The organism is Streptomyces sp. WAC 06738, assembly GCF_003945505.1.
Classification (GTDB): Bacteria; Actinomycetota; Actinomycetes; order Streptomycetales; family Streptomycetaceae; genus Streptomyces.
The window spans coordinates 6,303,977-6,318,301 of the sequence record NZ_CP029618.1; the positions used below are offsets into that span (position 1 = coordinate 6,303,977).

At 76.3% G+C, this 14,325-nt stretch carries 10 protein-coding genes and 2 pseudogenes; 9 read left to right on the top strand and 3 right to left on the bottom strand.

The annotated features are described in order from the left end of the window. Positions 1–20: 20 nt before the first annotated feature. Positions 21–497, bottom strand: a complete 477-nt coding sequence (locus tag DMB38_RS27745) for a DUF4439 domain-containing protein (protein ID WP_125937436.1) — start codon at positions 495–497, stop codon at positions 21–23. 94 nt (positions 498–591) lie between these two features. After that, complete coding sequence (locus tag DMB38_RS27750; RefSeq protein WP_240662504.1) at positions 592–1,146, bottom strand: hypothetical protein; 555 nt, start codon at positions 1,144–1,146, stop codon at positions 592–594. Between the two features lie 103 nt (positions 1,147–1,249). Here DMB38_RS27750 and rimP point away from each other — a divergent pair, with 103 nt between their 5' ends. From rimP to DMB38_RS27795, 9 genes and pseudogenes are all read left to right on the top strand, one after another. Beyond that, positions 1,250–1,750, top strand: a complete 501-nt coding sequence (gene rimP, locus DMB38_RS27755; protein ID WP_125937437.1) for a ribosome maturation factor RimP — start codon at positions 1,250–1,252, stop codon at positions 1,748–1,750. 2 nt (positions 1,751–1,752) lie between these two features. Next, positions 1,753–2,739: a transcription termination factor NusA gene (gene nusA, locus DMB38_RS27760; protein ID WP_125937438.1), complete on the top strand. Its 987-nt coding sequence runs from the start codon at positions 1,753–1,755 to the stop codon at positions 2,737–2,739. Between the two features lie 203 nt (positions 2,740–2,942). Next, positions 2,943–3,209 (top strand): annotated as a pseudogene (locus tag DMB38_RS27765) (YlxR family protein); the annotation flags it as partial. 183 nt (positions 3,210–3,392) lie between these two features. Then, a pseudogene (gene infB, locus DMB38_RS27770) lies at positions 3,393–6,412 on the top strand (translation initiation factor IF-2). A gap of 100 nt (positions 6,413–6,512) precedes the next feature. After that, on the top strand, positions 6,513–6,809 hold the full coding sequence (locus DMB38_RS27775) for a DUF503 domain-containing protein (RefSeq protein WP_125939320.1): 297 nt from the start codon (positions 6,513–6,515) through the stop codon (positions 6,807–6,809). Positions 6,810–6,833: 24 nt separating this feature from the next. Next, on the top strand, positions 6,834–7,334 hold the full coding sequence (rbfA, locus tag DMB38_RS27780) for a 30S ribosome-binding factor RbfA (RefSeq protein WP_125937439.1): 501 nt from the start codon (positions 6,834–6,836) through the stop codon (positions 7,332–7,334). Beyond that, on the top strand, positions 7,331–8,233 hold the full coding sequence (gene truB / locus DMB38_RS27785) for a tRNA pseudouridine(55) synthase TruB (RefSeq protein ID WP_125937440.1): 903 nt from the start codon (positions 7,331–7,333) through the stop codon (positions 8,231–8,233). The genes rbfA and truB overlap by 4 nt, the downstream gene beginning before the upstream one ends. 194 nt (positions 8,234–8,427) lie before the next feature. Further along, positions 8,428–12,054: a trypsin-like peptidase domain-containing protein gene (locus tag DMB38_RS37220; RefSeq protein WP_125937441.1), complete on the top strand. Its 3,627-nt coding sequence runs from the start codon at positions 8,428–8,430 to the stop codon at positions 12,052–12,054. A gap of 184 nt (positions 12,055–12,238) precedes the next feature. Continuing rightward, positions 12,239–13,183: a bifunctional riboflavin kinase/FAD synthetase gene (locus tag DMB38_RS27795; RefSeq protein ID WP_125937442.1), complete on the top strand. Its 945-nt coding sequence runs from the start codon at positions 12,239–12,241 to the stop codon at positions 13,181–13,183. A gap of 43 nt (positions 13,184–13,226) precedes the next feature. Here DMB38_RS27795 and DMB38_RS27800 read toward each other — a convergent pair whose 3' ends face one another. Continuing rightward, positions 13,227–14,201: an ABC transporter ATP-binding protein gene (locus DMB38_RS27800; RefSeq protein WP_240662764.1), complete on the bottom strand. Its 975-nt coding sequence runs from the start codon at positions 14,199–14,201 to the stop codon at positions 13,227–13,229. Positions 14,202–14,325: the final 124 nt, after the last annotated feature.

The window sequence follows — 14,325 nt, forward strand, 5'->3', positions numbered from 1 at the left end:
GGTCGGGCCTGGCGGCGGGGTCAGTCCTGGCGGCCGGCGCCCTCCTGCCGGCCCGCGGGTGCGGTGTCGGGCGTGCGTTCGGCCAGCCCAGGGAAGGCTACGCTCCCGCCGCGCCAGCGTGCCGCCCGGACCGCCGCCTCGCGCAGCGCGGCCGCCGCGTCGCGGCGCAGCTCGCCCTCCGCGGCGCGGACGAGGTCGGCGTAGCTGCCCGCGATCCGGTCCTCCAGCTCGGTCGCCAGCCGTACGGCGGCGGCCTCGTCCGGCACCGCGAACGGCAGCGCGTACGCGGCGGCCGCGGGCTGCGGCCGGTCGCCGAGGTCGCTGACGACGCGGCTGAGGGCGTCGCGGCGGGCGCGGTGGGCGTCGTAGCCGGCGCGCGCCTGGTCGGCCAGGCCGCCGGCGCGGGCGCCGACGACGCCGTAGCCGTAGACGGCGGCGTGCTCGGCGGCCAGCGCGCGCTGCGCCGCGGCGCGGGCCTCGTCGGACGGTTCGCTCACGGTGCCTCCTGGGGTACGGACCGGGGGCGGCCCGCCCGGCCGCCGCGCTGGGTACGGCGCCCGCCGCGGCGCCGGGGGGCGGGTCCCGTAGCGCTCACGCCATCGCCCCGAGGAGGTAGACGTGGGCCGCGCCCGCCGCGGCGACCGAGGCCAGCAGGCCCGCCAGCTCCCCCGGGGCCGTGGCCAGGGCGGCGGTGTGGGCGTCGGCGGTGCGTTTCTCGAGGGCGGCCAACTCGGCGACCGCCCGCGCCGGTTCCGCGGCCACCGGCTCGCCGCCGCGCTTCTTCCCGGGCGGCGGGGGAGCGGCGTCCGCGCGGTCGCCGGGTCCTTCCGCCCCCCGTTCCGGGGAGGCGGCGCGGGTGTCCGCGGGCAGGCCCCGGGCCAGGGCGGCCACGTGCTGCGCCACCTCCGCGCGCAGCGGAGCGAGCGCGTCGGCCACGCCGGGGTGGGCCGCCGTGGTCGCGTCGTAGCGCCGCAGCAGTAAGCGCGACTCGTCCGCGGCGCGGCGCCGGAGCCGTTCGGTGCGCGCGGGGTCGGGATCCCCGTCGCCGCCGCCGTCTCCGGAACAGCCCGCGGTGGTGCCTGTCGCCGCCAGCAGGGCGGCACCGGCCAGCACGGTCCTTCTCGCCGGGAGTCCCTTGATCCGCACGAGCCGAGCGTACCGGTGGGCAACGCACAGGTCGTGGAGCGGATACGCTTTGACCGGACACGTGACGTCACACAACAGCACACGCGGCCGAGGAGTCACCCGGATGAGCACCACCCAGAACGAGAGGCTGCGGGATCTGCTGGAGCCGCTCGTCAAGGAGCGCGACCTCGATCTCGAGGAGATCGTGCTCACCCCGGCGGGCAGGCGGCGTGTCCTGCGGGTCGTGGTCGACGCGGACGGCGGCGTGGGTCTCGACACCTGCGCCGACCTGAGCAGGCGCATCGCAGAGGAGCTGGACGCCGCCGACGCCATGGGCGACCGCCCGTACGTCCTGGAAGTCACCTCTCCGGGTACGGACCGCCCGCTGACCCTGCCGCGCCACTACCGTCGTGCGGCGGACCGGTTGGTCAAGGTGCAGCTGAGGGAGGGCGGCGAGGTCGTGGGACGCATCACCGCGGTGGACGACGCGGGACTGGACCTGGAGGTGCCGGGGGTGAAGGGTCGTAAGCCCACCGCCCGGCGGCTGGAGTTCGGCGAGATCGCCACGGCCCGGGTCGAGATCGAGTTCAACCGCAAGGTGACGAAGGACGAGGAGGGTTCGTAGCCGTGGACATCGACATGAGCGCGCTGCGCGGCTTGGTGCGGGAGAAGGAGATCTCCTTCGACCTGCTGGTCGAGGCCATCGAGTCGGCCCTCCTCATCGCGTACCACCGCACCGAGGGCAGCCGCCAGCAGGCCCGCGTGGAGCTGAACCGGGAGACCGGGCACGTCACGGTCTGGGCCAAGGAGGACCCGGACGACGTGCCGGAGGGCGGGGAGGCGCGCGAGTTCGACGACACCCCGTCGGGTTTCGGCCGGATCGCCGCCACCACCGCGAAGCAGGTCATCCTCCAGCGGCTGCGGGACGCCGAGGAGGAGGTCACCTTCGGTGAGTACGCGGGCCGCGAGGGCGACATCGTCACGGGCGTCGTGCAGCAGGGCAAGGACCCGAACAACGTGCTGGTCGACATCGGCCGGCTGGAGGCCATCCTGCCGGTGCAGGAGCAGGTGCCGGGCGAGGAGTACAAGCACGGCACCCGGCTGCGCACGTACGTGGTGCGGGTGACCAAGGGCGTACGCGGCCCGTCCGTGACCCTGTCGCGCACCCATCCGAACCTGGTGAAGAAGCTCTTCGCGCTGGAGGTGCCGGAGATCGCCGACGGCTCGGTGGAGATCGCGGCCATCGCCCGCGAGGCCGGGCACCGCACGAAGATCGCGGTGCGGTCGACGCGCTCCGGGCTGAACGCGAAGGGCGCCTGCATCGGGCCGATGGGCGGCCGGGTGCGCAACGTGATGGCGGAGCTGGGCGGCGAGAAGATCGACATCGTCGACTGGTCCGACGAGCCGGCCGACCTGGTCGCCAACGCGCTCTCGCCGGCGCGGGTGACCAAGGTCGACATCGTGGACCTGGCGGCCCGCTCGGCGCGGGTGACGGTGCCGGACTACCAGCTCTCGCTGGCGATCGGCAAGGAGGGCCAGAACGCCCGCCTGGCAGCCAGGCTGACGGGCTGGCGCATCGACATCCGCCCCGACACCGAGCAGCCGGCGGACTGACGCCGGGGCCCGGTACGCGGCCCCGGCGCCGCCCGCGCCCGGCTCCCGGGCCCGGCGGCCGGCCCGCGAAAACCGGGTCGCACCGCCGGGCATAGATCACGTATCGTCGGCCCCGCCGTGGGCTGTGCCCTGCCGTGAGCGAAAACAGCCGTTCGATCGGTACCCCGAGGCGGTGCCTGTCGGCCGTGGAGGTAGACTTGAGCGTGTCTGGCCGGACGCGCGCCCGGGCCTGCCCCGAGCGCACCTGCGTGGGGTGCCGGGAGCGTGCGGCCAAAGGCGATCTGCTGCGTGTGGTGGAGGCCGGGGGCGCGTGCGTCCCTGATCCCCGCGGTACGCTGCCCGGCCGGGGCGCTTATCTGCACCCCGTCAAGGCATGCCTCGACCTGGCGGTCCGCCGCCGGGCGTTCGTCCGGGCCCTGCGGGCCCGCGGCCCGCTCGGCACCGCGGACGTGGACCGTTTCGTGGAGCAGCAGGCCGTGGAGGCAGACATGAGCACGGAGAACACGAGCGCCGCGCGGAACCCCGCGCGGCCAGGTACCTCGCGAGTCGGAAGTGGGTCGAGATTGCGATGAGCACTCGATGAGTACGCGATGAGTACGCCCATGCAGAAGTAGCGACGGTCCGGCGGACACCCCCGGACCAGAAGGAGCGAAGTGGCTAAGGTCCGGGTATACGAACTCGCCAAGGAGTTCGGAGTCGAGAGCAAGGTCGTCATGGCCAAGCTCCAAGAACTTGGCGAATTCGTCCGCTCGGCGTCCTCGACCATCGAGGCGCCGGTCGTACGCAAACTGACTGACGCATTCCAGTCCGGCAACGGCTCGGCTGCGGCCAAGCCCGCCGGCAAGCCCGCAGCGCCGAAGAAGGCCGCCGCCAAGCCCGGCGTCCCCGGCGCACCCGCGGCGAAGCCCGCCCCCGTCAAGCCCGAGCAGGCCGCGGAGCGCAAGCCCGCGCCGCGCCCCGGCGCCGACGCCGGCAGGCCCGCACCCGGTCCGGGCCCCCGCCCGGCTCCGGGCCCGACCCCCCGGCGCAGAAGGCCCCGGCGCCCGAGGCGCCGGAGTTCACCGCACCGCCCGCCGCGGACCGCGGCGGCGCCCCCAAGCCCGGCGTGAAGCCGGGCCCGCGCCCGCCCGCCCCCGCGCGCGGCGGCGGTCAGGGCGGCGGCCGGCCCGACAGCGGCGGCCGTCCCGGCGGCGGGCGCTCCGGTGCGCCCGGTCCGCGTCCCGGCGGCAGGCCCGCGGGCCCGCGCCCGGGTAACAACCCGTTCACGTCCAGCGGCTCCACCGGCATGGCCCGCCCGCAGGCCCCCCGCCCGCAGGCCCCCCGCCCCGGCGGCGGTCAGGGCGGTGCGCAGGGCGGCGGTCCGCGCCCGCAGGCGCCGGGCGGCTCCCGGCCCACCCCGGGCGGTATGCCCCGGCCGCAGGGCGGCCAGGGCGGCGGCGCGCGTCCCGGCGGCCCGCGCCCGAACCCCGGCATGATGCCGCAGCGTCCCGCGCCCAGCGGGCGCCCCGGCGCCCCGGCCGGCGGTCGTCCCGGCGGCGGTGGCCGTCCGGGCGGCGGCGGTCCCGGCGGTCGTCCCGGTGGCGGCGGCGGTGGCGGCGGTCGTCCCGGCGGTGGCGGCGGCTTCGGCGGTCGTCCCGGCGGCGGTGGCGGCGGTGGCGGCGGCTTCGGCGGCCGTCCCGGCGGCGGTGGCGGCGGTGGCCGTCCCGGCTTCGGCGGCCGTCCCGGCGGTCCCGGTGGCCGCGGTGGCACGCAGGGCGCCTTCGGGCGTCCGGGCGGTCCCGCGCGCCGCGGTCGCAAGTCGAAGCGGCAGCGCCGCCAGGAGTACGAGCAGATGCAGGCGCCGTCCATCGGCGGCGTGATGCTTCCGCGCGGCAAGGGCGAGACGGTCCGTCTCTCCCGCGGCGCGTCGCTCACCGACTTCGCGGAGAAGATCAACGCCAACCCGGCGTCCCTGGTCCAGGTGATGTTCAACCTGGGCGAGATGGTCACCGCGACGCAGTCCGTCTCCGACGAGACGCTGCACCTCCTGGGCGAGGAGATGAACTACACCGTCCAGGTCGTCAGCCCCGAGGAGGAGGACCGCGAGCTGCTCGACTCGTTCGACATCGAGTTCGGCGAGAACGAGGGCGGCGAGGAAGCGCTCGTGGCGCGGCCCCCGGTGGTCACCGTCATGGGTCACGTCGACCACGGCAAGACGCGCCTGCTGGACGCGATCCGCAAGACCAACGTCCTGGAGGGCGAGGCCGGCGGCATCACCCAGCACATCGGCGCGTACCAGGTGGCGACGGACGTCAACGGCGAGGAGCGCCGGATCACCTTCATCGACACCCCGGGTCACGAGGCGTTCACCGCCATGCGTGCCCGCGGTGCGAAGGCGACCGACATCGCGATCCTGGTGGTCGCGGCCAACGACGGCGTGATGCCGCAGACGGTCGAGGCGCTGAACCACGCCAAGGCGGCCGACGTGCCGATCGTCGTCGCGGTGAACAAGATCGACGTCGAGGGCGCGGACCCGTCCAAGGTGCGCGGCCAGCTCACCGAGTACGGGCTGGTGGCCGAGGAGTACGGCGGCGAGACGATGTTCGTCGACATCTCCGCCAAGCAGGGCCTGCACATCGAGGACCTGCTGGAGGCCGTCGTCCTCACCGCGGACGCCAGCCTGGACCTGCGCGCGAACCCGAAGCAGGACGCCGAGGGCATCGCGATCGAGGCCCACCTCGACCGCGGCCGCGGCGCCCTGGCGACCGTGCTGGTCCAGCGCGGCACGCTGCGGATCGGCGACACGATGGTCGTCGGCGACGCCTACGGCCGCGTGCGCGCCATGCTCGACGACCTGGGCAACCCCCTGGACGAGGTCGGTCCCTCGACCCCCGCCCAGGTGCTCGGTCTCACCAGCGTGCCCGGTGCCGGGGACAACTTCCTGGTGGTCGAGGAGGACCGTACGGCCCGCCAGATCGCCGAGAAGCGCGCCGCGCGCGAGCGCAACGCCGCCTTCGCCAAGCGCACCCGCAGGGTGTCGCTGGAGGACCTGGACAAGGTGCTCAAGGCCGGCGAGGTGCAGCAGCTCAACCTCATCATCAAGGGCGACGCGGCGGGTTCCGTCGAGGCGCTGGAGTCCTCGCTCATGCAGCTGGACGTCGGTGAAGAGGTCGACCTGCGCGTGCTGCACCGCGGCGTCGGTGCGGTCACCGAGACCGACATCGACCTGGCCACGGGCTCGGACGCGATCGTGATCGGCTTCAACGTCCGCGCCGAGGGCCGGGCGACGCAGATGGCCGAGCGCGAGGGCGTCGACGTCCGGTACTACTCGGTGATTTACCAGGTCATCGAGGAGATCGAGGCCGCGCTGAAGGGCATGCTCAAGCCGGAGTACGAGGAGGTGGAGCTCGGCACCGCCGAGATCCGCGAGGTCTTCCGCTCCTCCAAGCTGGGCAACATCGCCGGTGTGCTCATCCGCTCCGGCGAGGTGAGGCGCAACACCAAGGCCCGGGTCATCCGCGACGGCAAGGTGGTCGCGGAGAACCTCAACATCGAGGGGCTGCGCCGCTTCAAGGACGACGTCACCGAGATCCGCGAAGGCTTCGAGGGTGGTATCAACCTCGGAAACTACAACGACATCAAGGTGGACGACGTCATCGCGACGTACGAGATGCGCGAGAAGCCGCGCGCCTGATCAGCAGCACCGCCGGCCGGGGGCGGCCCTTTCGCGAAGGGCCGCCCCCGCGCCGCCTTCCCTTCCATATATCCCGTACCGGCGGGTGATCCGGACACACGTGTACGTAGGGACGCTGTCCTGCGACTTCCTCCTCGGCGACGTACGGTCGCTGAAGGAGAAGCGCTCCGTCGTCCGCCCGATCGTCGCGGAGCTGATCCGCAAGTACGCGGTGACCGCCGCGGAGGTCGGGCACCAGGATCTGCACCGCCGGACCGTGATCGGGCTGGCGACCATCTCCGGGGACGCCGGGCACCTCACCGACATCCTGGACCGGTGCGAGCGGATGCTCGCCGCCCGGCCGGAGGTGGAGCTGCTGTCCGTACGGCGGCGGATCCACCACGAAGACGACGAGTAGACAAGTGGGCAAGGAGACGGACCAGTGGCCGACAACGCACGGGCGAAGCGCTTGGCGGACCTCATCCGTGAGGTCGTGGCCGAGAAGCTGCAGCGGGGGATCAAGGACCCGCGGCTCGGCTCCCGGGTGACCATCACCGACACGCGCGTCACCGGGGACCTCCGGGAGGCGACCGTCTTCTACACGGTGTACGGCGACGACGAGGAGCGGGCGCAGGCCGCGAAGGGGCTGGAGAGCGCCAAGGGCGTGCTGCGCTCGGCGGTCGGCGCCGCCGCCGGGGTGAAGTTCACGCCCACGCTCGCGTTCGTGCCGGACGCGCTGCCCGAGAACGCCAAGAACATCGACGACGTCCTGGAGCGCGCCCGGCTCCAGGACGAGCAGGTGCGCAGCGCCGCCGCGGGCGCGGAGTACGCGGCGGGGGCGGACCCGTACAAGCGGGACCGCGACGAGGACGGCGAGGACGACGGCGAGACGGACCCGGGCGCGGCGCGCGGCGATAAGGACGGGGGCCCGGCGGGGGCATGAAGGGGAAGCCGACCGGCCCGGACGGCCTTGTCATCGTCGACAAGCCGGCCGGGCTGACCTCGCACGACGTCGTCGGCCGGCTCCGCCGGCTGGCGCGTACCCGGCGCGTGGGCCACGCCGGGACGCTGGACCCGATGGCGACGGGCGTGCTCGTCGTCGGCGTGGAGAAGGCGACCCGGCTGCTGGGCCACCTCGCGCTCACCGACAAGGAGTACCGGGCGACGATCCGGCTCGGTCAGACGACGGTGACCGACGACGCCGAGGGCGACGTCACCGCCACCGCCGACGCCGGTGACCTGCCGCCCGGCGCGGTCGACGCCGGCATCGCCGGACTGACCGGCGACATCATGCAGGTGCCGTCCGCCGTCAGCGCGATCAAGGTGGACGGCAAGCGGTCGTACAAGCGGGTGCTCGACGGCGAGGCCGTCGAGCTGCCGGCCCGGCCGGTGACCGTCAGCACGTTCGTGCTGCACGACGTGCGGGCGGCGACGGCCGCGGACGGCACCCGGGTGACCGACCTGGACGTCACCGTCGCGTGCTCCTCCGGGACGTACATCCGCGCCCTGGCCCGCGACCTCGGCGCCGGACTCGGCGTCGGCGGCCACCTCACCGCGCTGCGCCGCACCCGCGTCGGCCCGTACGGGCTGGACGGGGCGCGGACGCTGGAGCAGTTGGAGGAGCGGCTCGACGTGCTGCCGATCGGCGACGCCGCGGCGGCGGCCTTCCCGCGCTGGGACGTCGACGCCGAGCAGGCGCGGCTGCTGTCGCACGGGGTGCGGGTGGCGGTCCCGGAGGGGCTGGCCGAGGAGCCGCACGCGGTGTTCGGCCCGGACGGGCGGTTCCTGGCGCTGGTGGAGCCGGCCGGGGGACGGGCCAAGGCGCTGGCGGTGTTCGCGTAGTCCGCGGTGCCGGTCGCGTGGTCCGCCGGGCCGCGGTGCGGTCGCGCGGGGGTACGTGACCGGTGCCCCGGTCGGCCGCGGTGGCGTGGATTCCGCCGAACGGGTGCCCCGGGGGGCGCATCGCGCCATTCGTCGTTTCCCGTGATCAGGCGGTGGCAAGCCATGCCCTGGGGCTCACCCGGGGAGGCTGGCCGTTGCCGTATTCATCGCCGCCGCCGCGCGCGCCCGGCACCGTCGTACGCATCCGCGACCTGGCCGGCCGCCCGCGCGGCACCGGATTCCTCGTGGACGCCGAGGGCACGGTGCTCACGAGTCACGAGGCCGTGGACGGGCTCGCCCGGCTCGTGCTGCACGCGCCCGGCGACGCGCAGACCTGGCTGGTCGAGTCCGCGGACGTCGCCTCGCTGCCGGGTGCGGACCTGGCGGTCGTACGGGCCCCGGGGCTGGCCGGCGCCCGGGCCTTCGCACTCGCCGCGGCGGTGCCCGACGACGGCACGGAGGTCGCCGTCACGCTGCCCCGGGCGCGGGTGCCGGGGCGGGTGGTGGCCGCGGCCACGGCCACGTACACCGCGACCGACCGCTACCACCTCGTCGACGGGGTGCTGCAACTCGCCCTGGCCCCGCACGAGTCGCTGCGCGCGGGCGGCGAGGCGAGCGGGGCGCCGGTCGTGGACGCCGCGAGCGGGGCGGTGGTGGCGGTGGTCGGCACCGCGCTGCACGCGGACCGTGGCGGGGTGGCCCACGCGGTGCCGCTGCGCGGGGCGGCGGACGACGCGGCGGGGACGCTGGGCGCGGCGCTGGACCGGGGCGGGGCACAGGTGCCCGCGTACGGCAGGGACCTGAACCTGGCCGGGGCGGTGGAGCTGGGGGCGGCGGGCGGTGGTGCGGCCGCGTTCGCCCGCCGTGCGGCGGGGGCGGGCGGAGGGGAGGTCGCGCGGGACGGGGGACGTGCCGGCACGGCGGCTGCGGGGTGCGGCGGGTCCGGGCCGGTGTGGGGTCCGGCCGTGGAGCGGCGCGAGGTGGGGGCGGAGTTCGGGCGGTTCTTCGGCGGTGGGGCGCACGTACTCGCGCTCGTCGGCGGGCCCGGCACCGGGCGGTCCACCGAACTCGCCGGGCTGGCGGCCCGCCGCGCCGCGGAGGGCGCGCCGTCGGTACGCCTGCGCGGCGCGGATCTGAAAGTCGCGGACGCGGGGGTACGGGATGCCGTGGCCCGGGCGCTGCGCGACGCCGCGCGGGCGGTGGCCGCGGCGGCGGGTGCCGCCGGCTGCGCGGGCGACCCGGCGTCGGCCACCCCGGAGGCGGTCGCCGCGCAAGCGCACGTCGCGGGGCGGCCGTTGCTGGTCCTGCTCGACGGCCCGGAGGAGATGCCGCCGGTGCTGGCGGCGGCGCTGGGGGAGTGGACGGCGCACACGGCGGAGTGGCTGGGCGAGCACGGCGTACGGCTGGTGCTGGCGTGCCGGCCGGAGTTCTGGGAGCGGGCGGGTGCGCTCTTCCCCGCGGGGATGCCGCATGCCGGGCGGTCGGGTCCCGACACGCTGCCGCCGTGCGTCCCGCTGGAGGACTTCACCCCGGAACAGGCGGCACAGGCGCGCACCCACTACGGCATCCCGCCCACCGCACTCCACGGGGCGGAGGCCCGCCACCCGCTGACGCTACGGCTGCTGGCGGAGGTCCGCGCGGCGCTGCCGCGGGACACCGGGACGGGGTCGCCGGGTGGACCCGGGGCGCGGCGGTGGGAGGTGTTCGAGTCGTATCTCGCGGTGGTCTGTCTGCGCATCGCCGAGCGGCTCGCCCGGGAAGCCGGACCCGCCGGGCCCCGGGGGGCCGCCCTCGGCAGGCTGGCCGTGTACGTGGCCGGGCAGGCGCACGAGGCGGCGCGGCGGTGTCTGGGGCCCGGACAGGGGGAGTTGGAGCGGGCCGCGTTCGAGGAGCTGTTTCCCTGGCGGGTGCCGGACCACCTCGCCGGGCTCACCGGGTGGGCCTCCGCGGTGCTCGCCGAGGGGCTGCTGGTGCCCGCGGGCGCCGGGTACCGGTTCGCGCACGAGGAGTTCGCCGACTGGCTGCAGGGCGCGCACCTCGACGTCGACGCCGCCCTCGCCGTGCTCGTCCACCGCACCTCCGAGCGCTGGCGCCCCGGCGACCTGCCGTCCTCCGCGGACGGCGGCGCCGCGCGGCGCGCGCTGCCGGTGCCGCCGCACCGGATCGGGGCGTGCGTCGAGGCGCTGCTCCTGCTGGAGCGCCGGCACGGAGGTACGGAGCTGGGCCGCCGGCTGTCGGACCTGCTGGCCGCCGCCGACGCCGCGGTCAGCCGCCGCACGGCGTTCCCCGAGCCCGGCCCCGGCACGCCCCCAGAGGCCGACGGCGGCTGGTGGGCCGCCCATCTGCTCGGCGAGACCCTGCTGCGGGTGCCCGACGCCCGTCCGTACCTGCAACTGCTCCGGCGCCTCGCAGCCTGCCTCGCCGGGCACGCGGCCCGCTTCGGCGGCACCGCCGGGCTCCCCGCCGTGCTCGCCCCCTTCGGCCCGTCGTTCTTCACCCGGCTGCCCCTCCCGCTCGCCGACCGCCTCGACCTGCTGCGCCGCCTCGTGCCCGCCGACACCCGACGCCCGTCCGCGTACCTGACCGCCGCGGGCGAGCTGCTGCACGCCGACCCGGCCACCGTGCAGCCGCTCCTCACCGGCTGGTTCGGCGACGAGCGCCCTCTGCCCGCCGACGGTGCCACCGTCGCCGACGCCGCCCAGGCACTCCTTCACACCCACCGTGCCCGCGCGGTGGACGACCTCGCCGACGCCCTCGTCGCCACCGCCCACCCGCGGGCCGGCGAACTCCTCGCCGCGCTCGCCGAGGACGAGCCGTCCGCCCTCTGCCGCGCCGTGGACCGCTGGGCGCGCGACCCCCGTCCCGAGCGGCGGGCGGCCGCCGCGACGTACGCGCAGAAGACCGCCCGGCACGCGCGCGGCGCCGCGGACCGCGCGCTGCTGCGCTACGCCGCGCGGGCCCTGCTCGCGCGCACCGGCGACGACTCCCTCCACGGCCCCGCTCTCGCCGTGCTCCTCCGCGACCCCGAGAGCCGCGCCGCGCACCTCGACCGCGCCCTCGCGCTCCTCGCCGCCGACGACCCGCGCCTCGGCCCCGCCGACTTCGCCCCCGCCCTCGCCACCCACCCCGGGCCCGTGCTCGACGCCTTCCGGGACCGCCTCCACCGGCCCGGCGACGGCGCCGCCGACGTGCTGCGCACCCTCGCCCGCCTCCGTGCCCCCGCCCCCGCGCTGGCGCGCGGCGCCGCGGACCTCGTCCGCGAGTACGTCGACCACCACCCCGAAGGCGCCGCGGCCGCCGCCGACTTCGTGGACCGGCGGCTGGAGCACGGGCAGGGCGACCGCGCCGTGCTCCTCCCGCTCGCCGTCGAGTTGCTGACCGCGCACTCGCCCGTGGTACGCCGCGCGCTCGCGCCCGTCGTCGCGGACCCGGGCACCCGCGCCTCCGGCGCGCTGCGCCGCGAACTGCTCGCCGTGCTCCTGGACCGCGAGCGCGAGCCCGCCGTGCTCGACGCCCTCCTCGCCGCCGTCGGCCGCGCCACCGGCCGGCGCGCGGAGTGCGCCACCCGGGACCTCGTCCGGCGCATCGGGCTGCTGCTCTCCCGTACCCCGGAGGGGGCGGCGGTCTTCGACCGGCGGCTGGTGGCGCTCGCCGCCGAGCTGCCCCCGTTCGCGGCGCAACTGCGCGGCTGGCTGGCCGCGGACCGGGACGGCTGGGCCGTGCTGCTGGGGCCGAGCGCGCAGCTCGCCGTGGGCACGGCGCACCCGCGGCGCGCGTCCTGAGCCCCGGGCGGGCGCCCGAAGACGGCGGAGTCGGTACGGACCGCCCGTACCGCCGCACGAAACCGGCCGTCCCGCCGGGCCGACCGGCGCCCGGGTCCTGCCCCGGGCCGCGGGCATGGCAGTCTTGTGTTCCACAATCCTGTACGGGGCAGGCACGACAACGGCGGACCGAGGAGCGGGCAGAGTGCAGCGCTGGCGTGGCTTGGAGGACATCCCCGAGGGGTGGGGGCGCAGCGTCGTCACCATCGGCTCGTTCGACGGCGTGCACCGCGGCCACCAGCTCATCATCGGCCGGACGGTGGAGCGGGCCCGGGAGCTGGGCGTGCAGTCCGTCGTGGTGACCTTCGACCCGCACCCCACGGAGGTCGTCCGCCCCGGCAGCCACCCCCCGCTGCTGGCCGCGCACCACCGGCGGGCGGAGCTGATGGCGGACCTCGGCGTGGACGCGCTGCTGATCCTGCCGTTCACCGCGGAGTTCTCGAAGCTGGCGCCCGCGGACTTCGTGGTGAAGGTGCTGGTCGACAAGTTGCACGCGCGCGCGGTGGTGGAGGGCCCGAACTTCCGCTTCGGCCACAAGGCCGCAGGCGACGTCACGTTCCTCGCCTCCCTCGGGGAGACGTACGACTACACGGTGGACGTCGTCGACCTCCAGGTCAGCGGCGCCGCGGGCGGCGGCGAGCCGTTCTCCTCCACGCTCGCCCGGCGGCTGATCGCCGAGGGCGACGTCACCGAGGCGGCGGAGGTGCTGGGCCGGCCGCACCGCGTCGAGGGCGTCGTCGTACGGGGCGCGCAGCGCGGCCGCGAGCTGGGCTTCCCGACCGCCAATCTGGAGACGCTGCCGCACACCGCGGTCCCCGCCGACGGGGTGTACGCGGGCTGGCTGGAGGCCGCGGGCGAGCGGCTCCCCGCGGCGATCTCGGTCGGCACGAACCCGCAGTTCGACGGCACGGAGCGGACGGTGGAGGCGTACGCGCTCGACCGCGACGACCTCGACCTGTACGGGCTGCACGTGGCCGTCGACTTCCTCGCCTTCGTCCGCGGCCAGGAGCGCTTCGACACGGTCGAGGACCTGAAGGCCCAGATGCGCCGCGACGTCGACGCCTGCCGCGAGCTGACCGCGGGCCGCTGACGGCGCCGCCCGGGGCCGCCCCGGGCCGGCGCCGCCCGCCGTCCTACGCGGGCGGGGCCGCCGCCGTCCCGGCCAGGTGGCACGCCACCCCCGGCCGGGCCCCGTCCAGCACCGGCAGGTCCGTGCCGCGGCAGGCGTCGGCGACGCCCGCCGACGCGGCCTCGCCGGAGGCGAACTGCTGACAGCGCACGTGGAACCGGCAGCCGCCCGGGATCCGCGCCGGATCCGGCGGCTCGCCCGTCAGCACCACCGGCGCCGTCCCCGACTCCGGCAGCACCGACAGCAGGGCCTTCGTGTACGGGTGCCGCGGCGCCGTCAGCACCTCCTCCACCGGACCCGCCTCCACGATGCGGCCCAGGTACATCACCGCCACCCGGTCCGCGATGTTCCACGCCAGCCCCAGGTCGTGCGTGACGACCAGCGCGGACAGCCCCAGTTGGTCGCGGAGCCGCAGCAGCAGCGCCAGGATCTCGCCGCGCACCGAGGCGTCGAGCGAGGCCACCGGCTCGTCGGCGACGATCAGCTCCGGGTCGAGCACCAGGGCACCGGCGATGACGACGCGCTGCCGCTGCCCGCCGGACAGCTCGTGCGGGTAGCGCAGGAAGAACCGCTCCGGCGGCCGCAGTCCCGCGCGGGCGAGCGCGGAGGCCACGACGGCGCGTTCGTCGCCGCGGTGGCCGTGGATGCGCAGGCCCTCGGCGACGGCGTCGTAGACCGTGTGCCGCGGGTTGAGCGAGCCGCTGGGGTCCTGGAGCACGAGCTGCACCCGCCGCCGGTACGCCTTGAGCGCCCGGCTGCCGTACGCGAGCGGGGAGCCGCGGAACGACACCGTGCCCGCGCTGGGTCGGACGAGGCCGAGGAGCGCGCGGGCCAGGGTGGTCTTGCCGCATCCCGACTCGCCGACGAGGGCGACGATCTCGCCCTGGCCGACGGCGAGGTTCACGCCGTCGACGGCCCGTGCGGCGGGTGCGCCGTGCCGCCCGGGGAAGACGACCCGCAGCCCGTCGGCGGCGAGCAGCGGCCCGGCGGCGCGGGCGTCTTCACCGCCTACGGCCGCGGGTTCGGACTTGCGGGACCCGGGGCCTCCGGCACCGGCCGCGGTCCCGTTCGCGGACTCCCTCCCCGCGACCGCGGGCTCACCC